Origin of the sequence: Streptomyces sp. RPT161 (assembly GCF_027533845.1) — a bacterium.
GTDB lineage: Bacteria > Actinomycetota > Actinomycetes > Streptomycetales > Streptomycetaceae > Streptantibioticus_A > Streptantibioticus_A silvisoli_A.
Map to the genome: position 1 here is coordinate 1 of NZ_JAPZVN010000019.1, position 26985 is coordinate 26985.

Below are 26985 nucleotides of genomic sequence, written 5' to 3' on the forward strand. Positions count from 1 at the left end.
CGGGATCAGTGGCCTGTGTCCGTGCAGACGCCTCACCGAACGAGGTGCCTTTCAGAAACCTCATCAAATGTAGCCCTGGCGCGCATCCGCTCACGGCCCAATTGCCATTTCTTGACGAGATCCCGGCGTCGTCCGCTGCGGGCTTTTCAGGCCTCCTGGCCCGGCACGTCGCACAGTGCCTTCTGGGCGCGGCGGACGACGAACGGCAGCGCCAGTTGCGTCAGGGCTCCGGCTCCCGCCGCACCGGCGACGCTGCCCACCACGGGCTCCGCGTAGGCGAGGGCGCCTCGCAGCATGGCGGGCGTGCACGCCCGGCGCACGTGGTGCAGCGCGGGTCGCACCAGATCGGCGGTGCGGATGTCGGGTACGGGGACGGTCAGGGTCCGGTTGGCGGCGTCGGTGCGCGGCCAGGTCAGTTCGATGCGCATGGCTGTGCTCCCTCGAAGGAGGGCCTGATCGCGCGGTACAGCGCGTATCGCTTCCTGTGCGCACCGTGCCGATGACACGAGGTGGACTCAGCGAACGCGCGCGCCGCGATCAAGCGGGGACGGATGAGCTTGCCCAGGCGTGGGCTCTGGACTGGACCAAGGACTCATGTCCCTCACCTCCTCGCGGCCGGACACACGCGGTGTCATCGAACAGGGCCGAGGAGCCCCCGCTGCGGGAGGGCACCTCTCTCGTCTGAGCTTCGGCACTGCGGGGCGTACTCCCGGCCTGACGGCCGGGGAGCCACTTGGGCCCACCCCTTGTGCCGAGGTGGGCTGTCCTGACCTGGGGCGTCTCTCGACGTTCAAGGTCAGTGGCCTGTGTCCACGCAGAAGCCTCGCCTAACGAGGTGCTGACAGGTTCAACGGTCACCGCACATGCCGTATTCCGTCAAGGGCGGTAATCGATGGCAGGAGGGTGAGATCGGCGACACCCGCCGTAGCGCACGGCGCACGAAGGGCGCGGCCTTTCCAGGCGCAGGGGGCTATGAGCACCGGCGTGCGGGCGCGGCCAGGCGACCGGGTCGGCCTCCAGGTGGTTGGTCGGCCAGCAGCAGTGTGCCCTCGTGCCCGGCGAACAGGATCCGGGCCGGCTCGACCGGCGGCGCTGGCCGCCGGACAGCGAGCCGACCGGCTCGGTCATCAGTCGGTCAGGCCGAGTCCGCTGAGCACTTGGGCGGCCTCGGCCTTCGCGGCGTATCCAGGGCTGGCCTGGAAGGCGGCGTCCGCGCGGGCGTAGGCGTTCATCGCGTTCCCGAGCCGCTGTTGCACCACCCCGGTGAGCAGGTCCCCGAGGCCTCACCGAACGCGTGACCCCTCACATGATGCGCAACTCGACCTTCCCCGCCGCCCGTTGCAGGCCCTCGGGGGAAAGACACGCGGTCGGTAGCTGCTCGGGAAGCAGTTGGATGGTCCGAACCGCCTCCCGGCCCTCGCCAGGCCCCTCCTTCACATGTCCCTTGAGGACCACCAGATGGATGCCCGCGGCCCGGACGACGAACGACCGCGTGTAGACGATCTCCGACTTGCGGCCATCGCCGTACTCCACGTCCTCCTTCCCTCTCGGCGAGTCCAGCTGTACGCACGAGGAGCCAGGGGACATGGCCTCGATCCGGCCGCTCGCCTCGAACCGCTTTCCGTGGCCGTCCGCGCACTCGTACTCGGCCCTCGCCCGAACCCACGTCGGCCTTGGCAGCAGCGTCAACCCGGGGCTGTAGGAGGTGAGTTCCCGACCGGAGCACACGATCGGCGCGTTGGCTTGGGTGGCCGGGGCCCAGGCCAGGGTCGAGCCGAGCAGGGCCAGGGAAGCCGCCGCCACCGCGATACCGCGCCCACCGAACATCCGCACTCCTTCTGATCGCTTCACCGCGCCGCCCATGGCGCTCCCCCTGCCTACCCGTCGCGGCACACGGCCATCTCCCGGAACAGCAGGGCTCCCGAAGCACGAGGAGGGCGCTCGCCGAGCGAGCGCCCTCCTGTCACAACACCGCGCGGCCGGCTCCTACTCTGTGCTGGCCACGAGCGAGGTCACCAGGTCTCCACGGCGTAGGCGACGCCGGGATCACTGGTCTGGAGGCTGATCTTGACGTCGGCGTTGGTGAGGTCGACGTCGATCGTGCCGCCCGCGGCACTGACGGTCGCGGTGGACTCGCGCCAGCCGTTGCCGTTGTGGATGGCGACTCGGACGCTGGCCCGCGCGGACGGGTCTCCGACCTTGTCCATGCCCAGGTGCAGGCACCGGTGCGGTGCCGCCGACCAGGCGTTGCCGTGTGGGACCAGGACGACTGTGGGCTCGGCGGCCGGAGTTACGGAACCGGCGATCCATTGCGGCATGTCAGTCTCCCAGGGCGGAGGTGTGGGGTTGGAGTTGGTCGCCCAGGCCACGAGGTCCGTGACGGAGCCGAAGTTGCCGACGTTCCGGTCGATGCCACCGGAGTCGGAGTACTGGTGGAAGGTCCACGGATGCTGGATGCGCGGATGTCCGGCAGTGGTGATGTCCGCTATCCACAGGCCGTCCGCGCAGTCGTTCGTGGTGTCCAGGGTGGTCCAGAAGTACGTGTTGCAGTACAGGACGAGCCGGTGATCCGGCCGCAGTTGCTTCACCGCGGCGAGGAAGGCGTCCTTGTCCGCACCGGAGACCGAGGTTTCCTCCCAGTCACAGGCGAGGATGTCACCGGGGACGCTGTCGCACCGCTGCACGAAGTACTCGGCCTGCGCCTGCATACTGGCGGACGAGTCCAGGTAGTGGTAGAAGCCGACCACGAGTCCGGCGGCACGGCCGTGCGCGGCCTGTCCCGACTGTAACGGGTTGACGTACCCGGTGCCCTCCGTGGCTTTGACGAACACGAAGTCGAGGCCTGAAGTGTCGTAGTTGGTGGGCTGGTACGAGCTGACGTCAACGCCCGCGATCATCCGATCAACCCCTTCGCGAAGTGGCGGCTCCCAAAGTCGACGCCGAGGCTGTGTGGTGGGCGGCAGGGCCCTACCGATAAAGGGTCGTCCTTGCGCGCCGAATGCGCCAGGTAGTGAACCTGATAACAGTGAGGCAACCGCTGTGCTTCAGCAGGACCAGAGTGCTCCCGGTGTACCGTTGCGCACTCCTGCACAGAATGTTTCAATTCGCGCGATCTGCCCCACCGGCCCCCAACGGCCGCTCACTGCCCGGTGAGTTCCGGCGCGCCCATGGCCAGCACCTCACGGGCCGCGTCGAGAGCCGCCACGCGGTCGGCCGGGACCAGGCCGACGCGGGTACGTCGGTCCAGGAGGTCGGACTCGTCCAGGGCCCCTTCGTGTCGTACCGCCCAGAGGAGTTCGGCCCGGGTGACCGGTACCCCGTCGGCGACCGGTTCGCGCAGTCGCGGGTCCGACTCACCGAGGGCGTGGATCGCGGCGGCCTCGGTGCCGTAGCGGGCGATGAGTCGGCGGGGCGCGGGCACGGCGGCGAGGGATGCCCGCGAGGCCGCGCCGACCAGCGGCAGCCGGGCGGTACGGCAGGGCGCGGCGGTCAGGGCGCGGGCGGCGAGCGCGGCGTCCACGGCGTCCTGGGCCATCCGCCGGTAGGTGGTGAGCTTGCCTCCGACGATGGTCACGACACCGTCGCCGGAGGTCAGTACGGCGTGTCGGCGCGAGATGTCGGAGGTGCGGCCGGCGGAGCCGCCGTCGTCGGACGCGTTGTCCAGCAGCGGTCGCAGCCCGGCGAAGGCGCCCACCACGTCGCCGCGGGAGACCGGCGTGTCCAGGACGGCGCCGAGGACGTCGAGCAGGAAGCCGATGTCGGACTCCGGTACTTCGGGCACGTCCGGCACCGGGCCGTCGACTGGTTCGTCGGTCAGCCCCACGTACACCCTGCCGTCTCCTTGGGGCAGGGCCAGTACGAATCGGTTCAGCTCGCCCGGGATGGGGATGTGCAGGCCGGTGGTCAGTCCCGCGAGGCTGTGCGCGCGCAGGACCAGGTGGGTGCCGCGGGAGGGACGCAGTTTGATGTCGTCGACCAGTTGACCGGCCCACACACCGGTGGCGTTGATGACCGTGCGGGCCCGGATCCGCGTCTCCCGGCCGGTGAGTTCGTCGCGCAGCAGGGCGCCGGAACCGGTGACGGACAGCGCGCGGGTCCTGGTCAGGATGCGGGCGCCGTGACCGGCGGCGGTACGGGCGATCGCGGTCACCAGCCTTGCGTCGTCGGCGAGTTGGCCGTCCCAGGACAGCAGTCCGCCGCGCAGCCCCTGCGGCCGCAGCCCGGGCGCCGCCCGCAGGGTCTCCACCGCCGACAGCCGCCGTGGCGTGGGCAGTGTTCGCCGCGCGGTGCCGGCCGAGACGCGCAGCAGGTCACCGGCGTGCAGTCCGGCCTGCGCGAGGGCGGCGTTGCGGCGCGGGGTGAGCTGGGTGAGCGGCATGACGAACGGCTGGGCGCGGACCAGGTGGGGGGCGGTGCGCTCCATCAACACGCCGCGTTCCACGGCGCTTTCGTGCGCGACGCCTATCTGCCCGCTGGCCAGGTAGCGCAGCCCGCCGTGGATCAGTTTGGAACTCCAGCGCGAGGTGCCGAACGCCAGATCGTGCGCGTCGATCGCGGCCACCGACAGGCCACGCGAGGCGGCGTCCAGCGCGGCTCCCGCGCCGGTGGCGCCGAGCCCGATGACCAGGACGTCGACCGTGGTTCCTGCTGCCAGCTCGGCCAGTTCGCGGGCGCGGCGGCGGGCGTTGAGGGAGAAGTCGCCTGGGCGGCGGTGGGAGCGGTTCACGGGGCGAGGGTCCTTTCCAGGATGTGCCGAAGCTCGTCGTGGAACGCGGCGTCGCCGAGCTCGGGGTCGGAGTCGGCGGTCATGGTCTGCATCGACAGAGCGAAGGACTGCATCACCAGCAGCAGCGCCCTGGCCTGCCGTACCGGATGGTCCACCCGGATCGAACCGTCCTGGTGGCCCTGCCGCAGGGCGTCCTCGATGAACTCCAGCAGGGCGTCCTGGCTGGCTCCGCGCCGGTCGAACAGGTACGGCAGCAGCAGTTCCGGGTCGACGTCGAGGATCTTGCACAGCAGCGGATGGTCACGGAACGCGCGCAGTCCGGCGACGAGGCCGTCGACCAACTGGCCGCGTTTCGGGCGGGAGTCGTCGGCCTCCGGCATGGCGCCGAGAGCGACGGCCACCCACTCGCGCGTCATCACATCGCCGACCAGGGTGCGCACATCGGGCCAGCGCCGGTAGATCGTCATGCGGGACACCCCGGCTCTACGGGCGACGTCGGTCAGGGTCGTACGGCGCACCCCAACCGCCAGAACGCATTCGCGTGCCGCGTCGAGCACGGTCTCGTCGTCCCGACGGTTGTGACGAATAGGCTTCATCTGTCACAGTGTAACGATCAACGTGTTCGCGGCAACCCGCGACCCGCACCGCGGGTCCGGAAGAACCGCATGACGAAGCGGGTGATCAGGTGGGTTCGGTGGACATGCTGTGGAGCGGCTGGGGCGATCCGGCCAAGGCTGCCCCGCTGCCCGACAAGGTCGTGGGACTGCTGCGCGATCTGCTCGGCGTACGGCCGGCGGACGCTCCGCCGGCCGCGCTTTCGGCCGTCAAGCCCCAACCCAGCCGACTGGACGAGCACGTTCGTGCCGCCATGGCGACGGTGGTCGGCGACGCGTACCTACGCGACGACGACGAGAGCCGGATCCGCCACACCCGGGGGAAGTCGACGCCCGATCTGCTGCGGATCCGTACCGGGGCGGTCAGCGACGCGCCCGACGCGGTGGTGCTGCCCGCCGACCACGAGGAGGTGCTCGCCGTACTGCGGGTCTGCGCGCAGCACCGGGTCGCGGTCGTCCCGTTCGGCGGCGGCACCTGTGTGGTCGGCGGACTCAGCCCACGCGACCACGACTGCTTCATCGCCCTCGACCTGCGGCGGATGAACCAACTGCTCTCCGTCGACGAGATCTCCCGCACCGCCACCCTGCAACCCGGGCTGCGCGGCCCGCAGGTCGAGGCGCTGCTGGCCCAACGGGGCTACACCCTGGGCCACTTCCCGCAGTCCTTCGAGTGGGCGTCTCTCGGCGGCTTCGCGGCGGCCCGCTCCAGCGGCCAGGCATCCGCCGGATACGGCCGCTTTGACGACATGGTGATGAAGCTCCAAGTCGCCACTCCGCAGGGGACCTTGGAACTGGGCCGGGCGCCCCGCTCGGCGGCCGGGCCCGACCTTCGGCAGCTGGTGCTGGGCTCCGAGGGAGCGTTCGGCGTGATCACCTCCGTAACCGTGCGCGTTCGCCCGAAGCCCCGGACCAAGGTCTACGAGGGCTGGCGCTTCGCCTCGTTCGCGGCGGGCCAGGCGGCGTTGCGCGCCCTCGCCCAGGACGGGCCGCTGCCCACCGTGCTGCGACTGTCGGACGAGACGGAGACGCTCATCGGCCTGGCCGACCCCGAGGCCATCGGCGGCGGCCTCGACTCCGCCTCGGGCTGCCTGGCCATCGCGGGCTACGAGGGCACGTCGGCCGAGACCGCCGACCGACGGGATCGCGCGCATGCCGTACTGAGCGGCGCCGGAGGCGAGTTCCTCGGTGAGGAGCCCGGAGACAAGTGGGCGCACGGCCGGTTCTCCGCGCCCTACCTGCGCGACGCGCTGCTGGATGCCGGAGCGTTCGCCGAGACGCTGGAGACGGCGGCCTTCTGGTCCGACATCCCCGCGCTCTACGACGCGGTGCGCGACGCGCTCACCCGAACGCTGGCCGACGCGGGCACCCCGCCCCTGGTGATGTGCCATGTCTCGCACGTATATCCGGCGGGCGCGTCACTCTACTTCACCGTCGTCTCCGCCCAGGGCGAGGACCCGGTGGCGCACTGGGCGCCGGTCAAGCAGGCGGCCAACGACGCGATCCTCGCCGCGGGCGGCACCATCAGCCACCACCACGGTGTGGGCACCGACCACCGCGAATGGTACGCCCGCGAGATAGGCCCGCTCGGCGTGGCGGTGCTGCACGCGGTCAAGAACCAACTCGACCCGGTCGGCATCCTCAACCCCGGAATCCTGCTGCCTACCCTGCCGTCCGCGTAGCTCCCGTCCGTCCTGCCCAACGGAGTGCCGTCATGCGACAGTTCACCGCCGTCGTCAATCCCACCGCGGGCGGATCACAGGGCGCGGCCGCCCTCATCCCGCTCGCCAGGCTCCTGCGCGACGCGGGCGCCACGCTTGAGGTCGAGTACAGCCGCGGCCTGGACCACGCGCGGACGCTGGCCCACCAGGCCGCCGAGCAGGGCCGCGTCGTGCTCGGTGTAGGCGGCGACGGCATGGCGGGCTGCGTCGCGGGCGCCCTGGCCGGGAGCGACGCCGTCGTCGGCATCGTCCCGGCCGGCCGCGGCAACGACTTCGCCCGCGCCCTGCGGCTGCCCACCGAGCCCGCGGCACTCGCGGAACTGCTGCTGCACGGCACGCCGAGGAAGGTCGACGCGATCGAGGTGGAGTCCGCCGTCCACCAACGGCGGGCCGTCCTCGGCAGCGTCTACGCCGGAGTCGACGCGGTGGCCAACCGCCACGCAAACGCCTCCCGGCTGCTGCACGGCGCCGCCTCCTACTACATGGGAGGACTGCGCGCCATCCTGACCTGGCGCGCCGCCCACTACCGCCTCACGGTCGACGGCACACTCCACGAACGCGAGGGGTACACCGTCGTCGCCGCCAACTCGGGCTACTACGGCTTCGGCCGGCGTATCGCACCGGATGCCGCGGTGGACGACGGGCTGCTCGATGTGGTGGTCATCCGGGACGCTCCCCGCCCGCTGTTCTTCTCCGTCATGAACGAACTCAAGGACGGCAGGCACGTCCACCGTCCGCAGGTGGAGGTGCTGCGCGGGCGGGAGATACGCATCGAGGCCGACCGTCCTCTCCCCTACGGCGCGGACGGCGAGGTCGAAGCCACCCTGCCGGTCACCGCCCGCGTCCTACCTGCGGCACTCACCGTGCTGGCCTGACCTCGTGCGCTGGCCCGCCGCCCGAAAGACCGTCGTCCACCGCGGCGTCCTCCGGCGTGAGCGCGAGTCCGGAGGCGGCGGCCTGGAGGTCCAGCAGTACGGCGAAGTCCTCGGCGTCCCGGCCGGAGCTGACGCACGCCTGGACGAGTTGGGCGGTCGCCGCGGTCAGCGGCAGCGGTACGTCGAGGGAGCGCCCGGCGGCCAATCCAAGGTCGAAGTCCTTGCGCAGCAGTGCCGGGGTGAACGTCGGCGTGTAGTCGAGTGTGGTGAACGCGGGGGTCTTGTAGCGGGTGAACGTCGAACCCATCACGCTGTCGTTGAGGAACTCCAGATAGGCGTGGCGGGACACCCCGCCCTTCTCGACGAGCACCGCCGTCTCCGCCATCGCCTGGGTGACGATGCCCAGCATCAGGTTGTGCGCGATCTTCACCAGCCGCGCGGCCTCGCCCTCGCCCGCGTACGTCACCGAACGGCCGATGTGCCGCAGCAGCGGTACGGTCTCGTGGTAGGTATCCTCGGCGCCCGAGGCGACGACGGTGAGCCGCCCCGCCTCCACCACCTTGGCGTTGCCGCTGACCGGGGCGGCCAGGAAGGCGGTGCCGCGCTCGTCGCAGGCGGTGCGCAACGCGGCGGAGGCATGGGGCGAGATGGTCGAGCAGTCCACCACGGTTCCCGGCACCTGACGGGGGTCGGCGAGCAGCCCGTCGTCGCCCAGCAGCAGGTGCTCCAGGTCGCGTTCGGTGGAGACCATGGTGAACACCACGTCGCGATCGCGTAGTTGGGCCACCGAGTCGGCGAGGGTCGCGCCGTGGTCGGCGAGCGGGGCGGCCTTGGCCGCCGTGCGGTTCCATACGGCCAGGTCCACTCCCGCGTCGGCGAGGCGGCGGGCCATGGCGAATCCCATGCGTCCGGTGCCGATCCAGCCGACGGCCGGGCGTACTGCCGTGGTGTCACTCACGTTGCTCTCCTTGTCGTCACGCCCCATGGGCCGTTGCACCCATCGGACTGCAATCGATTGCAGCGAGCAGCAGCGTTGTCCGACATCACTGCCTTGTCAAAGACGAGCGGCGCTCTCCACAATCGATTGCCCCCAGCGGAGTTCATCCTTGGACCGGGCATCCCCTGTCCTCATCGCCCGTCAGGAGCGCACATGTCCCATCGCCCCCTCAGCGTCGGTGTCTTCAGCCCGTCCGTGCTGCTGCGCGTCGCCCGCTCGGTCGGCCTGCTCCAGGAACACGGCGTCAGCGTCACCGAGGTCCAGGTCGAGTCCTCACCGGACCTGTTCCGCGACCTGTTGGACGGCACCCTGGACGCCGCCTTCACCAGCCCGGACAACGTGATCGCCTACCGCTTCACTCCGGACAACCCGCTCGGCCGCACCGGCGACGCCCGTATCCTGGCAGCCCTGGACCACGGTCTCGGCCTCGGCGTGTACGCACGGCCCGGTGTCACCGCCGCCGTCCAACTGCGCGGCACCACCGTGGGGGTGGACGCTCCCGGCTCCGGCTACGCCTTCGGCCTGTACGCCGTGCTGGAGTCGCTGGGCCTGCGGCCGCCCGGCTCCGGGCGCCGCGACTACGCGGTACGGACGCTGGGCGGCACGCCCCGGCGGCTGTCGGCACTGCTCGACGGACGGTGCGCGGCGACGGTGCTCGGCGCGGGCAGCGAACTGCTGGCGGAGGACGCCGGGGCGACCCGACTGGCCGGGCTCGTGGAGGTGTGCGGTCGCTATCTCGGCACCGTGCTCACGGCCGTAGGCCCGCACGGCGCCCGGGCGGCCAGACCCCTGGCCGAGGCCCTGGCCCGAACCGCCCAGCTGATCGTGCCCGGTGAGCTGGACGCCACGGTCCTGCGGGAGGCCCGCACCGCCCTCGGACTGACCCCGCAACAGGCCGCCCGTCATGCGACGCGGTTACGCGACCCCGACGAGGGCCTGGTGCCCGACGGCACCGTGGACCTGGCGGCCCTGCGTACCGTGCTCGCCCTGCGGCTGCGGCACCGCCCCGACGACCGCTCGCTCGCCACCGCCCTGGAGCCGGAGCGCGGGCTGTTGGAGCCGCGGACATGGTGAGTCGTACGACGGCCGCACCGTACGATCCCGACCCGAGACGCTGACCCACCCGAGGAGCACCTTTGACGCCCCAGGACCACGGCCCCCCGAACACGGCGCCCCGTCCCCAGCGCCTGCGGGATGTCGCACGCGCCGCTGGCGTACATCCGGCCACCGCGTCCCGAGCGCTGAACCCGGCCACCCGTACCCAGGTCAACGCCGACACCGCGCGCCGCGTCCTGCAGGTGGCCAAGGAGTTGGGCTACCGGCCCAACCCGGTGGCCCGCGCCCTGAAGACGGCGCGCTCGCACACCGTGGGCCTGGTCATCCCCGATCTGACGAACCCCTACTTCCCGCCGATCGTGCGCGGCATCGAGAGCGAACTCGAACCGGCGGGTTACCACGCCTGGATCGTCGACACGCACAACGACCCGGAACGCGAGCACTCCCGCGTGGAGTCCCTGCGGGAGCGGCAGGTGGAGGGCCTGATCGTCGCCACCGCCCGGCGCGAACACTCCTATCTGTCGGCACTGCACGCGCAGGGCGTACCAATGGTGCTGGTGAACCGGCGAGTTGAGGATCTCGCCGTGCCCTGTGTCATACCCGACGACGCATCGGGCGTCACCCAGGCCGTCCGGCATCTCGCCGAGCTGGGGCACACGCGTATCGCGCACATAGGCGGCCCGGCCACGACCTCGACCGGCGCCATGCGCACCCGGGCCTTCCGGCACGCCGTGCGCGACCTGTCCCTGGCCGACGATCCCGCCCTGGTCACCGAGGCGGCCGAGTGGAGCGAGGAGGCGGGAGCGCGGGCCATGCGCCAACTCCTGGACGCCCGCGCCCGGTTCACGGCCGTGGTCACCGGCAACGACCTGCTGGCGCTCGGCTGCTACGACGTCTTCGCCGAACGCGGCATCGACTGCCCGGGCCAGGTCAGCGTCGTCGGCTTCAACGACATGCCGTTCCTCGCCCGGCTCCGCCCGGCGCTGACCACCGTGCGGGTGCCGCACCACGCCTTGGGCGCTGAGGCCGCGCGCATGCTCCTGGACGGCATGGCGACCCCGGCACGCACGGCCCGCTCGCTGCTACTCCCGGTGACGCTGGTGGTACGCGAGTCCACGGCACCGCCAGGCCGCGCCGACGGCACGGCCCCTCTCACGGCCTGAGTGCCGCCGCCTCGACCTGGGCCGCCCGCCTAACGTCCCTTGTTCCCCTGCCTACGTTCCCTGACCGCCGCCCGCCGGGCCTCCTCCTGCTCCCACAGGCGCTTCAACTCCATGGCGCGCCCGTCCAGTTCGAGGCCCCGGTCGTCCTCCTCATGCCACAGCCCCTGCGCCTTGAGCTGCTCGACCTGAACCTCGATGGGGGGATCCGGGTCGAAGTCCGAGGGCCGCGGGCCCTCGGGGCCGTCGGGGCCGATGCGGACCAGGCGTTCGACCCGGGTCACCCGGAACCGGCGCCCGGAGACGCTGACCACGTTGCGGCGCTTGTCGTCGAGACGGTCGGCCGCGGCGGCGAAATCCGCGCGTTGTTCCTCGTCGAGGTCCAGCGTGAACGGCCCCATCACCCGCAGCCATCCGGCCAAACCGTCCCGTGCGCCCTGCGGTGTCGAGTACGAGGCTCCCGGAGCGTGCGCCCGCCAGCTGCCGTCCACCCGCTCGGAGACGCTGAAGACCGCGGGCAGCAGCACACCGCCCGGATACCGCTCCGCGCAGCGCCGCGCGTCCTCGGCCACCTCGGGCGGCGACCCGGGCGCCGACCCGACGAACCGCAGCAGATCCAGCCTGAGGATGCCCTCGCACAACCCCGTACCGGTGAACGGATCCACCACAAAGCCCTTGGTGCGCGGCGGCAGCCGATACGCCTCGCCGACCTCGGCCGGATCGGGGTCACTGGGACGCGGCGGCTCCGGGCCGCTGTCGCCCATCCGGATGAAGTGCGACGCACGGACGATCCTGAACCGCTCCCCCAGGACGCGCCTCATCGACCACCCTCCCGGTCCATGCGCAGCGCCGCGGCCATCCACTTCTGTCCGGCCTTCGCCTCACCTCCTTCCTCGGCCTTTTTGGCCCGCATCCGGAGGTGCGACCCCAACGAGTCCCGCGCCTGCTGCGGAGTGTCGCCCCCGTAGTCGGACAACTCCCAGCCGCCCGACTCCCGTTCCCTCGCGTGGAAGAACTCCGGGACCCCCATGCCCATCAGCTTGGGATACCGCTCCCTGGCCTGCCACGCCTCCTGCTCGCAGAAGGCCGCGATCGGGCCGTCCTGCGGCGTCACCCGGACCATCAGATAGGAGGGGACCTCGTCTTCGTAGCCAGTCATATCCCGAATGTGCCCGACCCCGGGGCGGTCCCGCCCGAAGAATCGTGGAATCAACGCACTGTGGGGGAAGGGACGTTGCGGCAGGCCGAACGTCCGTGCACGGCTACGGCTGCGGTCCGGTGGCGCTGGTCCACAACCGCACGGCCGTCTCCGCCAGTTGGTACTCGTCGTGTACGAAGGCACCAGGCCGGTTCAGCGTCATATGCGTGTGCGACACCAGCAGATCGGCGGCCCTTACCGTCGCTCCTTGCGGCAACACCACGGCGAGCCGATCCCGCCACACTGCGAGTGGCGCGACATCCGGCATTCGGCCGCGTACCGCCACGGCCACCGGATGCGCGCCTTCCTCCGCTGCCGCGGGTTCACGACACGCGAACGGCTCCGTCGCCAGGGGCGGGCGGCCCGGTTGGCGGCGGGCATGATGGCGCAATGCGGATCCGGAAGCGGCTGAAGTCATTGGGGCACGTCCTTCTGCCTCTGGACCACCCCGTTGAGGGGATCATGGGCACGGTCATCACCGCCGCCCTCATGGCCGCCTACTCCGAGCCACCGGTGCACCTCGGGGCCGTCGTCCTCGGCACCGCCGTGGCGGTGGTCGTGTACTGGCTCACTCATGTGTATGCCGAGGAGGTCGGGCACGGCCCCGTGGAGGGGCGTGCCTTCGCCAAGCGTCGACTGATGTCCACTCTCCGTAAACAGTGGGCGCTGGTGGAGGCTTCGTTCCTGCCGCTGATCGTGCTCCTGGTCGTCTTCGCGTTGGGCGTTAGGCCGTCGCGGGCGCTGTTGGTCGCGGACTTGGCCGCTGTGCTGCTGCTGGTCGTATGGGGTTTCGTCACCGCGTGGCGGCACGGCATCCGGGGCCTGCAGCTGTTCCTCGCGGGGCTGGTCGCGGGGGTGCTCGGGCTGGTCATCGTGGTGCTGCGGGCATTGGTGCACTAGCACGCGTGGCACCCGCTTCGCCGCAGGTCAGAACCGGTTCGACAGGCTTTCCACGGTTCCGCGTGCCGTCCCTGGCGGTGCGGGTGCAGGCTGGATACGTACCGGTACCGCAGGAGGTGGGTGTGATGCAGACGATCGCCGGCTGGCACATCGAAATGGAGTTCCAAGAGGCGGAGAAGCGGACCCGGGCCGCAGCCATGGTGAGACTTCCGGACGGCACGGAGATGCGGGCGCACGGTCATGCCACCCGGCATCCCGACGACATGGAGCAGAACCGGGTCGGCGAGGAGATCGCCGCGGCTCGCGCGCTGAACGAGCTCTCCCGTGAGCTGCTGCACAAGGCCGGATCGGAGATCGAGGAGGTCACCCATCGCGAGACGCACTTGGCGATGTGAGTCCACCGGACCGCGACACGAAGGGACATCGGCGACTCTTCGGTGCGTCGTTCGGGCTGCCGGGCTTGTCGGCGTGATAATGAGAGGGGCCACAGCTCCCGTAGGGACCTGAGTCCTGTCACCCCGCCCCTACCACGCCGACGCGTTCGGCCTGGCTTGGAGGTGCAGCTCGTGTCCACTTTCGCGCAACTCCTGCACACCGCCTGTGTAATGGCCGGGACCACCGGCGCTCTGTATGCGGTCACCGTCGCAACGGTCGCCGGTGTCTGCGTACTCGCCAGGAAACCGCAACGGCGCCGCGACGCCCGCGCGACGCTCGAAGTCCTCCTTCGACAGCAACCGCGCAGTCACTGAAGGTGCCGTGCCGCGTCGACGCGCGGGAAGGAGGCGACGTGCCGACCGCCTCATGGGCGGTGACGCCCCCAACGGCCCCGCGATCCCGGGCAGTTGAGCGCAGTCCCCGCGAAGGTCCAACGCTGCCCCCGACAGCGTTTGGCCAGATAAGTGATGACGTGGCAACGGGTCCTCCGACGCTGGGGACCCACGCCATGGAACGGGCGTAGTTCAGCGTCCGTCCGCCGATGCCCCACGGCCGTCGGCACAACGGCCGAGCCGCTACGTCGTCCGGTTGCTCTCGCGATACGAAGCCCGGTAACTCTGTGGTGTGATGCCGGTGACCCGCTTGAACCGTTCACGGAAGGCGGTGGGCGAGCCGAATCCGGCCTGCTGTGCGATCCGGTCGATCCCGTGGTCGGTGTTCTCCAGCAGGTACTGGGCACGGTGCACCCTCGCGCGCAGCAGCCACTGCAGTGGTGTGGTGCCGGTCTGCTCCCGGAAGCGTCGGCTGAAGGTGCGTTCACTCATACCGCAGCGCGCCGCCATGGTCTGCAACGCCAGTTCACGGCCGAGGTTGTCCTGGATCCAGGCCAGCACGGGCTCCAGCACCGACCCCCGTGGCACCGGCGGCAGTTCGTGGACGATGAACTGGGCCTGGCCGCCTTCGCGCTCCAACGGCATCACCGACAGGCGCGCAGCGTGCGCCGCCACCGCTGAGCCGTGGTCCCGCCGGACCATGTACAGACACAGGTCGATGCCCGCGGCTGCCCCGGCCGAAGTGAGTATCTGCCCGTTGTCCACGTACAGCACGTTGGGCCGCACGTCGATGGCAGGGTGGAGCCTTGCCAGCAGGTCCGTCGCCAGCCAGTGTGTGGTCGCCCGCAACCCGTCCAGCAGTCCTGCCGCTGCCAGGACGAACGCGCCGCCGCAGATCGACGCGATGCGTGTGCCGCGTTCGGCGGCGAACCGCAGCGCCTGGAGGATGTCCTCACCGGGCGGTCCGGCCTTCTCCGCACAACCCGGCACGATGATGGTGTCCGCCTCGGCGAGTGCGTCCATCCCCCACTCGGCCCTGATCGTGAAGGACTCGCTGTACACCTCGCTACGGGGAGCGCACACCCGGACCCGGTAGGCCTCGCGGCCGTCGGGCAGTCGGGCGCGGGAGAACACCTCGAGGGGCGTCGACAGATCGAAGGGCACCACATGGTCGATCGCCAGTACCGCAACAGTGTGCATGGGCCCACGATAGGCCGAGGCCAGCCAGCTCCAGCATCTGCCCGAAGCCGATTTCCGACGGTGAACAAGCATGTCAGAGGGGTTGGCGAGAATCCGTTGACCCCTGTCGTTCCACCCCATGGACCACCGGCGAACCCGGTCCTAGCGTCAAGTGGCGAATGCGGAGGAAGGGCTGGAGGGCGCCGTCGCGCACGTACTGAAGCAGCGAACGCAGTCGACTGGCTGAGGGGTTGTCAATCCCGGGGAATTTGGGCAGGTGGGGGGCGGCGGCAGCCCGCCGCATCGTCCGTGCGCCGACCGTCAGCAGGTGTTTGATTCGTTCACGGAGAGCGTCGTGACCTTCCAGGAGCCCTCCTCACGAGTGACCGTCGCGTCGGCCCTGCTACGGCTTGTAGTGCGGTCGTTCTTCGGCGCACCGGCCTTCGTGAAACGCAACCAACGGGATTCGTCCACACAGTCACCGAGCCTGACGGTATTGCCGTCGGACGCCATCACCGAAGGATCCACCTCCGGCGCCCCCTTGGTCACGACGTCCTCCGCCTGCGCCTTCTCCAGGCCGTGCCGCAGAAGGCGAAGGGCCTGGTCGTCGGCGTGGTCGGCGAGATGCGGCCACTCGGGATCGGCGTAGGCCGACGCCACGGCCAGGTCCTTCCACATCGCCCGGTAGGCGGCGACCGCCGGAGCAGGGCCGCCGTCTTCCCCGTTGGCGTGTCGCCCGCTCGCCGACACGTCAACGGACGGTACGGCGCCAGCCGTTCGGCCCGGCACACCGGCACACCCAACGACCAGCGCGCCTACTGCTGCGCACAGAGCGGCAGCCAAGGCTGCGGAACGCCTTCCCGGAACCATGAACGCCCGCCAATCACCGAGCCATTACTACAAGTAACGAAGATATCACGTTCTGCTACCAACCGGATACCGGTCCCAGGGCCACGACAAATCGATCAACCGGTACCGCCCACCAAGTCGACAGACTCCTGACCTCACCCTTGCCGTCCGCGACGACCAGTCAACCCGGGCCAAATACCTTGACATCGAGACTTTCGACAGCGAGGCTACCCAAGATCTCTTGACGTCGAGATATTTTCGGGGGCGGGCAATGCGGCGCGGGGCAGCGGGCAGGAAGAACGCGAGCGGCGGACGGGGGCTGACAGCGCAGTTGCGCAATCCGCCGGGTGGCCGCAACGCGCGGATCATGCTGCTCGCCCTGGCGTTGGACCGGACGGGCTCGGGACTGTGGGCCGCGTCTTCGGTCCTGTACTTCACCTTCGTGACGCATCTGAGCGCTCAACGGATCGGTGTACTGCTGGGGGTGGCCGGAGTCGCGGGGATCGTCGGCTCTCCGTTGGCCGGGCGTCTGGCCAGCCGTTCGCCAGTCCGCGCGCTACTGATCGGCTGTCACCTGCTGCGCATGGCAACTCTCAGCCTGCTGTTGGTGTGCACTGATTTCAACGCACTGCTCGCCATCGTCGCCCTCACCTACCTCGCCGACCGGGCGGCGAAGACTCTGGAAATGCTGTTCGCCACACGGACCGCCGGTGAACGGCGGGCGACCTACCAGGCGCTGTCGCGCAGTGCGTCGAACGCGGGTTACGGACTCGGCGCGGGAATCGCGGCCGTCAGCCTGGCCGTGGGATCGATCGGCGCCTGCCGGGCACTGATCCTGGGCGACGCGCTGTCGTTCGTCCTGGCGGCGGCGTTGGTGTGGCGCACTCGGGAGCCAAGGGACAACACCGTTGAGGTGATATCGGCGCACGACACAACCACCGACGGGTGGCCTGCCGTCCGCCGGAGCAGCCCGTGGCGGGACCGGGGCTATCTGCTGTTCGTGCTGTTGGACATCCCGATGAGCACCGATGACTCCGTGCTCAACGTCGGCCTGCCGCTGTGGTTGGTGAACCACACCTCGGCACCGCACGCGCTTGTCCCCACCCTCCTCATCATCAACACCGTGATGGTGGTGGTGCTGCAGGTGAGAGTGTCGGCATGGGCCGAGGGTCCTCGGCTGGCCGCTCGAGCAGTGCTGCTGTACGGGGTGGCGATGTCCGTGTGCTGCGCCGCCGTTGCGGCGGCCACCGGAGGCGGCACCTGGACGGCTGCGGTCGTCCTGCTCGCCGCCGCGTTGCTTGTCACCCTGGCGGAGCTGATGCGTTCGGTGAGCTCGTGGGAACTGGCCGTCCTGCTCGCGCCCCATGACGCCCGCGCGCGGTATCTGGGTGTGGCGGGAATGTCCCAGTCCATCCAGAAGTCAGCCGGACCGCCGCTGCTCACTGGCGTTGTGATGGCCGCGGGACCAGCGGGATGGGTGGTACTGGGTGCGGCCGTCGCGGGACTTTCTGTCGTACAACGGGGCGCTTGCCTGCGCCGACTTCAGATGTTGTCGCCCGCTGGCGCTTCCCCACTACGTTCGAAGACGGTTCACCATCAGCACTCAGGTGATGCCCCTCGCCCAGCCTGTCCGAAGTAGCACAGCACGGCGAAAGTCACCGCGGCAGCCTCATGCGCTCGGCGGCGTCTCGTCATCGACCGCATCGGATGCGGCGACGCTCTGCTGGGTGACCACACGGTCGCTGACGCTCGTCGAGTACACGATGGTGGTGGTGATCGAACCGATCCGGGCGATGCGGGCCGTCACCTCTTCCAGATGCGGCATCGACCGGGCGGCCACCTTGGCAATGAAGCAGTCGCTCCCGGTCACGTGATGGCACTCAAGGATCTCCGAGCACTCGTCGAATATCCGCGCGTAGTCGCGGTAATCGCCCCCGGGATAGCGGATGTTGACGAACGCGAGGATCGGCAGGCCCAGTTGGCTCAGGTTGATCCGAGCCTTGTAGCCCTCGATTATGCCGCGCTGCTCCAGGCGCCGGACCCGCTCGGCGACAGCCGGTGGCGTCAAGGCCACCCGACGGCCCAGTTCGCTGAAGCTCACCCGCGCGTCCTGCTGCAACTCCCGCAGGAGGCTCCAGTCCGTCGCGTCCAGCCCGGCTTTCAATTCGTTAGCCATCCAGCGAGGATAGCTTCAATCAGACGCCGCGCACCGTGACTTGGTTAACTTTGCCCCTGTGTCCCAGGAGAAGACCTTCATACGCTGTGGAAAGTCGCGGAAGCCACAGCCCGGAGGGTGGGAATGACACAGGCTGACCAGGCCACAACGATCACCGAGGACGGCCCGGGCCCCAACCGGCAAGTGGGGCTGAACCTCTTGCAGGGAACCGCCGTGTACGTCGGAGCAGTGCTCGGCACCGGCGTGTTGGCCCTGCCCGGCCTTGCTGCCAAACAGGCTGGCCCGGCCTCGCTGTTGTCCTGGCTCGCCCTCGTCGTGATGTCGATACCGCTCGCCGCGACGTTCGCCGTACTCGCCGCCCGCTACCCCGACTCCGGAGGCGTATCGACGTATGTGCGGCGGGCCTTCGGCGAGCGTGCGGCGACCGTGGCCGGGTGGTGGTTCTACCTCGGAACGCCGGCCGGCATCCCTGCCCTGGCACTCTTCGGTGCCTCGTATCTGAGCCGGACCACGGGCGGTGGCTGGGGTACGACCGTCGGGTACGCCGCCACACTGCTCGTGCTCGGTTTTCTCGCCAATGCCTTCGGCGTGCGGGTCTCCGGGCGGGTGCAGCTGGCGCTCTCCGGCGCGTTGACGCTGCTGCTCGTGCTGTCGGTGCTGGTGGCTTTGCCGCACGCCCGCGCAGCCAACCTCCACCCGTTCGCCCCGCACGGTTGGGCAGCGGTCGGGTCGGCGGGAGCGCTGCTGGTGTGGTCGTTCACCGGGTGGGAGACGGTCACCCACCTGTCCGCCGAATTCGCCCGGCCCGCCCGCGATCTGAAGCTCGCGACCGCTGGCGCCTTGATCGTGGTGGCCGTGCTGTATCTGAGCCTGGCGGCGGTCACCGTACTCGTGCTGGGAGACGCGGCCGGCAGCACCATGGCCCCGTTGGCCTCGCTGCTGCAGACCGGGCTCGGCCGCTACGGGGCGGACATCGCGGGTGTGGTCGCGCTGCTGATCACCCTTGGCACCATCAATGCCTATGTGGCGAGCACGGCGAAGCTCGGCGCGGCCCTGGCTCGTGACGGCGCCCTCCCCCATCGCCTCGCCTCCGGTGCCCAAGCCGGCGGTGTGCCGCGCCGCAGTCTGCTGGTGGTCGCCGCGATATCGGGAAGTGTCTTCACGGTCGCGACAGTTACGCGTATGGACGTCAAGCTGCTGGTCCTCAGTACGACGGCGTGCCTGAGCGCCGTGTACGCCATCGGCTCGGCGGCCGGAGCGAGACTGCTGTGGCGAACGAGTCGGCCGGGCGCGGTGGCCGCCCTCTTCGCGCTCGCCATCGTGGCGATCCTCCTCGCCCTCAGCGGATGGTTCTTGGCCTGGCCGTTCCTACTCGCGACCGCCGCCCTCACTCGATCCCACCTCCAAGGAGGCACCCGGCCACCGGCAGGCCGGGGAGGTCCTCGGTGATCCGCGGACACTGGCCGTTGGGTGCCTGAGTCCGTGGATCAGCCAACAAGCAGGCGCTGAAGCCCCTCCGAGTCCTCAGCGGGCTCGCGCGCCCCACAACACCCTCGGAGTCTCCGGACCAACGGCGGCTTGCCTGCTCTCCGCCGCCCGGTGACGTGCCGTCGACTGCGTGTGTCGGTCGTTCGTCAGTGAGGCATCGGTGCCCTGTCAGCGGCCGGTGCCACGCTGACTCTCACCGGTACCGACCACAACCGAGCGGGGCACACACATGCCCCTTCACCGCAGCCGATCATGTGAGCCCCAGGAGTTCCATCATGCGCCGCACATTTCCGACCCAAGCGTGGAACGTTCATCGGCTACCGCGCGCCGACGGCAAGAACTTCCTGGTCACCGGCGGCAACGCGGGCATCGGCTACTTCGTCTGCGAGCAACTGGCCAGCACAGGGGCTCACATCATCCTCGGCAGCCGGAACACGGCAAAGGCCGAAGCCGCGATGGTCTCGATTCGTTCCCGCGTTCCCGGCGCTCATGTGTCGCACCTGCCGCTCGACCTGGCCGATCTTCGCTCCCTCAAGGCCTCCGTGGACGCCCTGCGGCTCAACCGCCTCGACGCACTGGTCCTGAACGCCGGAGTGCTACTCGATCAGCCGCAACGCCAGGAGACCCCAGAGGGCCACGAGTTGATGTTCGCGACCAACCACCTCGGGCACTTCGCCCTGGTCCAGTTGTTGGCGCCGCTGCTGACCACCGCACCCGGCAGCCGGATCATCACCACCGGCAGCTTCGCGGCACGGTCTGAGCGGCTGGATCTCGCTGACCTCCAGTCCGTACGGAACTACCGGCCCAAGCGCACCTACGGTAGGTCGAAGCTGGCGCAAATGCTCTCCGGATTCGAGCTCGACCGCCGTTTGCGCGCCGCTGGCGGCACGACGCTGAGCGTTGTGGCGCACCCAGGAGGTGCGCTCGACTCCCTGACCCCCTCACGCCCGACCGTGCACACCCGGACCACGGGTCAACGCCTACGCGCGCTACCCGCGGGCCTCCTCCTTCAGGGCAAGGAAGCCGGCGCGTGGCCCACCGTTCGCGCTGTCCTCGATCCTGATGTGATCGGCGGCCAGCTGTGGGGGCCGCAGGCCTTCGGCTTGCGGGGCATGCCGAGGTCCGAGCAGGCGCCTGCCCACATGACCGACCCGGTGGTCGCCGCGCGGTTGTGGGACATCAGCTGTGAACTGACCGGCGTCGCGTCGGCTTTCGCTCGCGCTTAGCCCGCCCGGCCGGGAAAACGCGAGAGCGCTCGCCGCTTCCACCCGGCAGTGGTGCACCAGGAGGGCCTGGCGCGCGGCCTGGGCGCGGCGCCTCTCCCTTACCGAGCGGGATACTGTCGCCATGCGTGAAGCGGACCGCCCTGACGAAATGCCTTTGCCTGCCGGCCGGATGACCCAGGGCATCGCCCGGCGTGGTGATCAGTTGCTGAGGCCGATGGGGCCATGGTCCGCGGCGGTGCACGAGTACCTCCTCCACCTGGAATCCGTCGGGTTCACGGGGGCTCCGCGGCTGCTCGGCGCCGAGAACGGCCAGGAGGTCCTGACGTTCCTCGACGGTGACGTGGCCGCGGATCCGCAGTGGCGGCCCGGACGCGGTCACCGGCTGCCCGGCCATGCCAGGTCCGAGGAGTCGCTCACCGGTGCGGCGAAGCTGGTGCGCCAGCTGCACGAAGCGGCGGCCGGATTCGTGCCGGTCAATGTCGACTACCGCTTCCACCCGCACCCGCCCCTGCCTGGAGAGGTGATCTCCCACGGTGATCTCGGCCCCTGGAACACCGTCTACCGCGACGGTGTACCGGTGGCGTTCATCGACTGGGACTCCGCCGGCCCGGTGGACCCGGTGGTCGAACTCGCCGCTGCCGCATGGACCTTCGTACCGCTCGCCCCACCCGGGCAACTACGGCAAGCGGGCTTCGATCCGCTCCCGGACCTGCCCGCCCGGCTCCGGCTGTTCGTTGACGCCTACGGGCTGGCTGACCGGTGCGCGATTCTGCCCGCACTGCGTCTGTGCAAACTCGTCGCAGTCGACCGCGTCAGATGCGCGCCCGTTGATGCCGCTGGTGCTGCCGACGCCCTGGAGTACCACGCCCGGGAGCTTCGTTGGCTGCACAGGGTCTCGCTGGACCTTGAGCACGCGCTGTGAGACGGCTGGCTGACTCCCGTCAGGCACGAGCCGGTTGACGCATGAGAGCGAGATGCGGTCTGTCGAAGTGCACCGCGCAGCGGATCGCGTCGTACGTGCCCAACGCACGGTGGGAGGCGGACCAGTGGTTTGCGCCGTTGACGTGTCCGTACGGTACTGGGCGCGGCGCAAGCCACGGCAGGCACTCGCCGCCCCCAACGCGCGGACACTGGTGGCCGCCTGCGCCATCAGCGTGACGGCAGGCATCTTCCGGGGTCGGCCGGGAAACGCATAGGAGGTCAGCGCCAGGCATTCATCTGCGACGGAGAAGAACGGATGCGAGTTGGTAAAGCGCTCGGCGGCACTTTGATGTCGGTCGCGCTGGCTGCGGGTGGCATCATCGCCACCTCGGGAGCCGCCCACGCCACGTACAGCGCCTGCTTCGACATGTTGGCCGCCGGGGGCGTCAACATCTGGGACCACGAGGGATACATCTCCCAGGCGTGCAGCGCGGGGGCGGGTGGCGACGAGGAAGGCTGTGAACGCCAGCTCAGCCACGCCGCCATGCACGTGGAGGACGACGACCTCTACCCGAGCGCCTGCAAGGCGGCGGCCGTGAAACCCGCCGCCCCGGCCGTGAAACCCGCCGCCAACTAGCCGTCCGCAGGCATCACCCCCGCAAGTAGCGTTCCGCCACCACCGTGGGGTACTCCACCGGCCTTCCGTGCTGCACCGACCAGGCAAGGCGCAGGTACTGCGCATGAGTCCAGGCCAGCGGGGTGGCCGAGGTGGTCGGGGTGCCGGGGCGGACCCTGGGGGCCGGTGGCTGGTCGTCCCAGACCTGTTCGGGGAGCAGCAGCGTCTCCCCGGCGGTGGCCGCCAGGTCGCGCAGTCTGCCTGCCGCCGCGTGCCGGTCGCCGTCCAGTAGTTCGTACTCGGCGCGCTCGCCGGAGAAGATCGGCCACAGCCGCCCCGAAGTGTGCCGTACCTCGGGCCGGTTGACGTCCCATGGCGCGCCGTCCGCCTGCTCGCCGTACCCGTCGTGGCTGTAGCGGTGCCAGTGCCGCCCGGACGGCGTCAGCACCGAAAGGTGCCTGTCGACCACGGCCAGCGAGTTGCGGACCACCGGATCCGCCGCGCTCTTGATGCCAAGGCGGACGAGTTCGAGGAACCCGGCGTCCACGACCGCGCGCTGGTCGACCGGAGCGGGGTTGTTGTTGCCGAGGTCGTAGACCGTGCCGGCGTCGGGCCTACCGTCCTTGGTCAGCCGCAGGTAGTACGGCTTGGACGAGTACGGGCCGGTCCTGGTCACCGTCCAGCCGTTGACGGAGTCGCGCCAAGTGTCGGCCGCCGCAAGGTACTTGGCCGCCTGGCCGCCCCGTCCGCCCCGGTGCAACAGGTCGGCCAGGCAGACCAGGCCCGCGATCACGGAGGCGATGGTCGACGGTGAGTACCCGCTCTGCTCCTCCCAACGTTCCTGCTGCGTGTACGGTGCGCGGTGGCCGTCGGTGGCATAGCCGAGGATGAAGTCGGCGCCGCGCGCCAGACGGTCGAGCGTGTGGGCATCGTGGCGGTCCAGCAGCCAGGCCAGCAGCATCGGCGCGGCCGTCTCGTCCAACTGGACGCCGGTCCAGAAGGGTTTGCCGTTGGCGGTGGTGTTCTGTGCCCAGTGCCCGTCCGGTTGCTGTGTTCGCAGCAGGTAGTCCAGTGCCCGCTCGGCGGCCCCGTGGTCGCCTGCGGCAAGCAGTCCGGTGGCGATGTGGTAGAGGTCGCGCGGCCACACCAGGTGGTAGGAGCCGCTGACCGGGGCGAGTTGGTGATCAGTGCCGAACGCCCACGGCATGGTCGGCGAGGCGATGAAGGCACCAGGGTTGTTCTTGTCCTCGCTGGCGGCCAGCGTCATCACCGAGGCGGTGTACAGCTGCCTCTCGCGGGCTGAGCGCAGACTGGCGGGCGGCTTGGGCAGCGCGGCGAGGTAGGCGCGCCAGCCGCTGGCGTAGTCGTGTGCCGCCTGCGTGAATCCGGTGCGCAGCGCCCGGCGAGCGGTGCCGACGGCTTCGGTCGCGTCGGTGCCGTAGCCCAGCACCACGGTCTGCCGGGTGTGTGCGATTCCGTCCAGCCGCAGCCGTCCCAGTTGGACGACGTTGCCGGGCCCGGCGGTCGAGTAGTGGTGCGGCAACCGCCCCTTGTTCGCCCGCAGTTCGGTCCATCCGTCGTTGACTCCGAAGTAGCCGACCGTGGACTCGGCGAACCCGTCCTCGGCCATCAGCGCGCTCGCCGACTTCGCGTCCTGGGCGACCAGCGCACCGCCTTGTGGGAGCGCACGATCGTCGTCACCGTTGGCGGACAGCGACGGATCGTGCAGCACGTAGACCTGGAGCGGACTGCCGTTGGTGGAGCGCACCTCGAAGTCCACCAGGACGGCGGCGCGTTGCGGGTCCGTGGCGTAGCGCGCGACGGCCTGCCAGCCGTGACCGGTACTGACCTGGCGGTAGACGGGGACTCCGGGTTCCGGCAGTTCGGTGCGGGTCGGCACGTCGCTGGCCCGTTCCACGAAGCTCCTGCCGTCCGTGACCACCAGTTGCGTCTCGCGGCTGGCCGGGGTGCTCAGGTCCGGGTGGTACGTCTCGCTCATCCGGCCGCCTTCCAGGGTGAACCACACCGGACTGCGCCTCTCGCGGGCCGTGCCGAAGCCGAGCTTGTCGGCCGGGGCGAAGGCGGACGGCGTGCCCGGCCCACCCGGCGCGGCCCCGGAACCGGTGGCCGTCCGCGCGTCGGACCGCCCAGCCGCCTGCGCGGTGCCGGCGAACGGAAGGGGCGCCGCGAGCACCGACGCCCCGACCAGCGCCGCGCGCACGAAATCCCGCCGGGAGGAGTTTCCTTGCACCGTGACCTCCAGTACATCCATTGTCGACATTCGGGCGGCGGTCCACTCATAAATGTTCAGCTTGTGAAGCCATTCGCACGCCCTGATGACTCTGACGTGCAGAATGAGGCTCCCTGGGGTTACCGAGCGCGTCAAGGGGTCGCACATGACTTCAAGAAGTGACTCCATCGCTCGTCGCGGGCTGGCGGGTCCGAGCGGTCGTACCGCCGGGCTCCGAGTGAGTCCGCGTGAACGACACATCAATCGTCGGGTGGATGCCGTCAACGTCGCGTCAGGGCCGGGCGCACTCCCGGGAGCAGCGGCAATAGCGTCGTTGGTGCGCCTCGGATCACTCCCAGGACCGGGGCCACCACCTTCCGTGAGGAGTACATCCCATGGCTGAATTCGTGCGCGGGGACGACCACGAGCCTCCGGATCGCATCCCGGCCGGACTGCTGTACGTTCCCGTCCGGTCGGGTCCCGCAGGGTGTGCGACCCGCCTGTTCCGCACGCCCCTGGGCGGCCGTACGGCCGTAGGATTCACCACTCAGCTGCGGCTGACCGACACCCTCGGCGCCGAGCAGGCATGGATCAGAATCTCCGAACCCGCGCTGCGCGCCCTCACCGAGCCGCTGGGGGCCACGACCCTCACCGTGGATCCCCAGCTCGCCGCCCCCGCCACCACCCGCACCAGCCGCGCCTCGCTGTGGCGGGAGTGGGATCCGCAGACCATCGGCGTCCTGCGGGTGACGGGGGCGGTGGCCCTGGTCGATGCCGTCAGCATGTGGATCGGTTGAGGAGTCCTTCGACATGACACTGACCGTCGTACCCGACCAGGCCGAACGGCCGACCGCACGCGATGAGTTGTCCATCTGGCCCGCCTCGACCCGCCGTGCCCCGCGCGACGAGTTGACCGTGGGTGGGGTCGCCCTCACCGAGATCGCCGAACGCTTCGGCACCCCGGTCTACGTCCTGGACGAGGACGAGGTCCGCGACCGCTGCCGCGCCTACCGGGATGCCTTCCCAGACGCCGACATCCTCTACGCGGCCAAGGCGTTCCTGTGCCGGGCCATGGCCAACTGGGTCCAGGAGGAGGGGCTCGGCCTCGACGTCAGCTCCGCCGGTGAGCTGGAACTCGCCGTCACCACCGGCTTCCCGCCCGAGCGCATGGTGATGCACGGCAACGCCAAGAGCCCGGAGGACCTGCGGGCGGCGATCCGGCTCGGCGTCGGACGCGTCGTCATCGACAGCAGCGGCGAGATCGCCCGGCTGGCCGCCGAAGTGCCCTCGGGCACCCGGCAGAAGGTCCTGGTCCGGGTCATTCCCGGCATCGCCGCCGGTGGGCACACCGCGATCCGTACCGGCACCGAGGACCAGAAGTTCGGGCTGTCACTGGTGGACGGCTCCGCCCAGCACGCCATCGCCCGCATCCTGGACCAGCCCGGGCTCGAACTCGTGGGTCTGCACTGCCACTTGGGCTCGCAGATCGCAACGGTCAAGCCCTATATGCTGGCCGTCCGCCGGATGGTGGGACTGCTCTCCCGGATCCGCCGGCAACACGGCGTCAGCCTGCCCGAGTTGGACCTCGGCGGCGGGCACGCGGTCGCCTACCGGCCCGGCGAGAGCCTGCTCGACATCGCCGCGCTCGGCACCCGGGTACGCTCCGAACTGGACGCCAGCTGCGCAGCCGCCGACCTGCCCGTGCCCCGGCTGACCATCGAGCCCGGCCGCGCCATCGCGGGACCGGCCGGGGTCGCCCTCTACCGGGTGCTGTCCGTCAAGCGCACCGGTGACCGCACGTTCGTCGCCGTCGACGGCGGCATGAGCGACAATCCACGGCCCGCGCTGTACGGGGTGCGCTACGCCCCTCGACTGCTGGGCCGCCGCTCCCCCGCCGGCTTCCGCCCCGCGACGGTCGTCGGTCGCCACTGCGAGGCGGGTGACGTCCTGGCATCGGACGTCCAACTGCCCGACGACACCAGGCCGGGCGACCTGATCGCCATCCCGGTGGCGGGCGCGTACCACCTGTCAATGGCCTCCGGCTACAACATGGTCGGCCGCCCGCCTGTGGTCGCGGTCACCGGTGGCCGGGCCCGGCTGCTGGTGCGCCGCGAGTCCTTCGACGACATCCGCAGCCGGGACGTGGGACTGTAGGCGCGTTGGTGGCACCTGGCCGTCTCGGCTCCGATCGCGTGGCGGTCGCCGACCGCCACGGCTGATCTGGCCGCGGTTCCGGCTGGCGGTCCAGGCATCGGCGGCACGGCGGAGGCGGTCGCCGGCGCGGGCTTC

Annotated in this window: 26 protein-coding genes, 1 pseudogene and 1 riboswitch; of the genes and pseudogenes, 14 read left to right on the top strand and 13 right to left on the bottom strand. The window is 70.2% G+C overall.

Annotation, left to right across the window (positions count from 1 at the left end; translation table 11 throughout):
* Window positions 1–146 precede the first annotated feature (146 nt).
* The 5 genes and pseudogenes from O5O46_RS27500 to O5O46_RS27525 all read right to left on the bottom strand — a co-directional run bounded on the left by O5O46_RS27500 (window position 147) and on the right by O5O46_RS27525 (window position 5322).
* Complete coding sequence (locus O5O46_RS27500) at window positions 147–428, bottom strand: hypothetical protein (protein ID WP_269858293.1); 282 nt, start codon at window positions 426–428, stop codon at window positions 147–149.
* 237 nt (window positions 429–665) lie between these two features.
* A riboswitch (M-box (ykoK) riboswitch) is annotated at window positions 666–842 on the bottom strand.
* 460 nt (window positions 843–1302) lie between these two features.
* Complete coding sequence (locus O5O46_RS27510; protein ID WP_269858294.1) at window positions 1303–1827, bottom strand: hypothetical protein; 525 nt, start codon at window positions 1825–1827, stop codon at window positions 1303–1305.
* A gap of 530 nt (window positions 1828–2357) precedes the next feature.
* Window positions 2358–2897 (bottom strand): annotated as a pseudogene (locus tag O5O46_RS35680) (glycoside hydrolase family 25 protein); the annotation flags it as partial.
* 242 nt (window positions 2898–3139) lie between these two features.
* On the bottom strand, window positions 3140–4726 hold the full coding sequence (locus tag O5O46_RS27520; RefSeq protein WP_269858295.1) for a glycerol-3-phosphate dehydrogenase/oxidase: 1587 nt from the start codon (window positions 4724–4726) through the stop codon (window positions 3140–3142).
* Window positions 4723–5322, bottom strand: a complete 600-nt coding sequence (locus O5O46_RS27525) for a TetR/AcrR family transcriptional regulator (RefSeq protein WP_269858296.1) — start codon at window positions 5320–5322, stop codon at window positions 4723–4725. Before O5O46_RS27525 ends, O5O46_RS27520 begins: the two co-directional genes overlap by 4 nt.
* A gap of 98 nt (window positions 5323–5420) precedes the next feature.
* Here O5O46_RS27525 and O5O46_RS27530 point away from each other — a divergent pair, with 98 nt between their 5' ends.
* Together O5O46_RS27530 and O5O46_RS27535 are read left to right on the top strand one after the other, a co-directional pair.
* A complete protein-coding gene (locus O5O46_RS27530; protein WP_269858297.1) occupies window positions 5421–7019 on the top strand; it encodes an FAD-binding oxidoreductase in 1599 nt (532 codons plus the stop codon).
* A gap of 32 nt (window positions 7020–7051) precedes the next feature.
* On the top strand, window positions 7052–7933 hold the full coding sequence (locus O5O46_RS27535) for a diacylglycerol/lipid kinase family protein (RefSeq protein ID WP_269858298.1): 882 nt from the start codon (window positions 7052–7054) through the stop codon (window positions 7931–7933).
* On the opposite strand, the gene O5O46_RS27540 is transcribed toward O5O46_RS27535, so the two are convergent.
* Window positions 7917–8891 (bottom strand): NAD(P)-dependent oxidoreductase, encoded by a 975-nt coding sequence (locus tag O5O46_RS27540; protein WP_269858299.1) that lies wholly within the window; start codon window positions 8889–8891, stop codon window positions 7917–7919. The two genes, O5O46_RS27535 and O5O46_RS27540, sit on opposite strands and share 17 nt — an antisense overlap.
* Before the next feature lie 192 nt (window positions 8892–9083).
* Here O5O46_RS27540 and O5O46_RS27545 point away from each other — a divergent pair, with 192 nt between their 5' ends.
* Together O5O46_RS27545 and O5O46_RS27550 are read left to right on the top strand one after the other, a co-directional pair.
* Window positions 9084–10004 (top strand): ABC transporter substrate-binding protein, encoded by a 921-nt coding sequence (locus tag O5O46_RS27545; RefSeq protein ID WP_269858300.1) that lies wholly within the window; start codon window positions 9084–9086, stop codon window positions 10002–10004.
* 62 nt (window positions 10005–10066) lie between these two features.
* Window positions 10067–11149: a LacI family DNA-binding transcriptional regulator gene (locus tag O5O46_RS27550; protein ID WP_269858301.1), complete on the top strand. Its 1083-nt coding sequence runs from the start codon at window positions 10067–10069 to the stop codon at window positions 11147–11149.
* Window positions 11150–11178: 29 nt separating this feature from the next.
* Here O5O46_RS27550 and O5O46_RS27555 read toward each other — a convergent pair whose 3' ends face one another.
* The 3 genes from O5O46_RS27555 to O5O46_RS27565 all read right to left on the bottom strand — a co-directional run bounded on the left by O5O46_RS27555 (window position 11179) and on the right by O5O46_RS27565 (window position 12636).
* Window positions 11179–11967, bottom strand: coding sequence for a DUF5954 family protein (locus tag O5O46_RS27555; RefSeq protein WP_269858302.1), 789 nt, complete (start codon window positions 11965–11967; stop codon window positions 11179–11181).
* On the bottom strand, window positions 11964–12305 hold the full coding sequence (locus tag O5O46_RS27560; protein WP_269858303.1) for a DUF5954 family protein: 342 nt from the start codon (window positions 12303–12305) through the stop codon (window positions 11964–11966). Before O5O46_RS27560 ends, O5O46_RS27555 begins: the two co-directional genes overlap by 4 nt.
* 103 nt (window positions 12306–12408) lie before the next feature.
* Complete coding sequence (locus tag O5O46_RS27565) at window positions 12409–12636, bottom strand: hypothetical protein (protein ID WP_269858304.1); 228 nt, start codon at window positions 12634–12636, stop codon at window positions 12409–12411.
* A gap of 98 nt (window positions 12637–12734) precedes the next feature.
* Between O5O46_RS27565 and O5O46_RS27570 the strand changes: the two genes are divergently transcribed.
* The 3 genes from O5O46_RS27570 (at window position 12735) to O5O46_RS27580 (ending at window position 13993) form a co-directional block, all read left to right on the top strand.
* Window positions 12735–13244 (top strand): hypothetical protein, encoded by a 510-nt coding sequence (locus O5O46_RS27570; RefSeq protein ID WP_269858305.1) that lies wholly within the window; start codon window positions 12735–12737, stop codon window positions 13242–13244.
* Window positions 13245–13369: 125 nt separating this feature from the next.
* Entirely contained in the window at window positions 13370–13639 is a 270-nt protein-coding gene (locus tag O5O46_RS27575) for a DUF1876 domain-containing protein (RefSeq protein WP_269858306.1), read from the top strand.
* A gap of 171 nt (window positions 13640–13810) precedes the next feature.
* Window positions 13811–13993, top strand: coding sequence for a hypothetical protein (locus O5O46_RS27580; protein WP_269858307.1), 183 nt, complete (start codon window positions 13811–13813; stop codon window positions 13991–13993).
* A 261-nt stretch (window positions 13994–14254) separates the two neighbouring features.
* Here O5O46_RS27580 and O5O46_RS27585 read toward each other — a convergent pair whose 3' ends face one another.
* A complete protein-coding gene (locus O5O46_RS27585) occupies window positions 14255–15211 on the bottom strand; it encodes a GlxA family transcriptional regulator (RefSeq protein ID WP_269858308.1) in 957 nt (318 codons plus the stop codon).
* 300 nt (window positions 15212–15511) lie between these two features.
* Window positions 15512–15850 carry a hypothetical protein gene (locus tag O5O46_RS27590; RefSeq protein ID WP_269858309.1) on the bottom strand — a complete coding sequence of 113 codons (339 nt, stop codon included), beginning with the start codon at window positions 15848–15850 and terminating at the stop codon, window positions 15512–15514.
* Window positions 15851–16310: 460 nt separating this feature from the next.
* Between O5O46_RS27590 and O5O46_RS27595 the strand changes: the two genes are divergently transcribed.
* On the top strand, window positions 16311–17678 hold the full coding sequence (locus O5O46_RS27595; protein ID WP_269858310.1) for an MFS transporter: 1368 nt from the start codon (window positions 16311–16313) through the stop codon (window positions 17676–17678).
* 30 nt (window positions 17679–17708) lie between these two features.
* Here O5O46_RS27595 and O5O46_RS27600 read toward each other — a convergent pair whose 3' ends face one another.
* Entirely contained in the window at window positions 17709–18215 is a 507-nt protein-coding gene (locus O5O46_RS27600; protein ID WP_269858311.1) for an Lrp/AsnC family transcriptional regulator, read from the bottom strand.
* Between the two features lie 123 nt (window positions 18216–18338).
* On the opposite strand from O5O46_RS27600, the gene O5O46_RS27605 reads away from it, so the two are divergent.
* The 4 genes from O5O46_RS27605 (at window position 18339) to O5O46_RS27620 (ending at window position 22487) form a co-directional block, all read left to right on the top strand.
* A complete protein-coding gene (locus O5O46_RS27605) occupies window positions 18339–19664 on the top strand; it encodes an APC family permease (RefSeq protein WP_269858312.1) in 1326 nt (441 codons plus the stop codon).
* Between the two features lie 314 nt (window positions 19665–19978).
* A complete protein-coding gene (locus tag O5O46_RS27610; RefSeq protein ID WP_269858313.1) occupies window positions 19979–20929 on the top strand; it encodes an SDR family NAD(P)-dependent oxidoreductase in 951 nt (316 codons plus the stop codon).
* Window positions 20930–21050: 121 nt separating this feature from the next.
* Window positions 21051–21851, top strand: coding sequence for a phosphotransferase (locus O5O46_RS27615; RefSeq protein ID WP_269858314.1), 801 nt, complete (start codon window positions 21051–21053; stop codon window positions 21849–21851).
* A gap of 315 nt (window positions 21852–22166) precedes the next feature.
* Window positions 22167–22487: a hypothetical protein gene (locus O5O46_RS27620; RefSeq protein ID WP_269858315.1), complete on the top strand. Its 321-nt coding sequence runs from the start codon at window positions 22167–22169 to the stop codon at window positions 22485–22487.
* Between the two features lie 13 nt (window positions 22488–22500).
* Here the strand turns inward: O5O46_RS27620 and O5O46_RS27625 are convergent, their stop codons facing one another.
* A complete protein-coding gene (locus tag O5O46_RS27625) occupies window positions 22501–24747 on the bottom strand; it encodes a glycoside hydrolase family 15 protein (RefSeq protein WP_269858316.1) in 2247 nt (748 codons plus the stop codon).
* A 344-nt stretch (window positions 24748–25091) separates the two neighbouring features.
* Between O5O46_RS27625 and O5O46_RS27630 the strand changes: the two genes are divergently transcribed.
* Entirely contained in the window at window positions 25092–25493 is a 402-nt protein-coding gene (locus O5O46_RS27630) for an SAV_915 family protein (protein ID WP_269858317.1), read from the top strand.
* Window positions 25494–25506: 13 nt separating this feature from the next.
* Window positions 25507–26850, top strand: a complete 1344-nt coding sequence (gene lysA, locus O5O46_RS27635) for a diaminopimelate decarboxylase (protein WP_269858318.1) — start codon at window positions 25507–25509, stop codon at window positions 26848–26850.
* The last annotated feature ends 135 nt before the right edge of the window (window positions 26851–26985 follow it).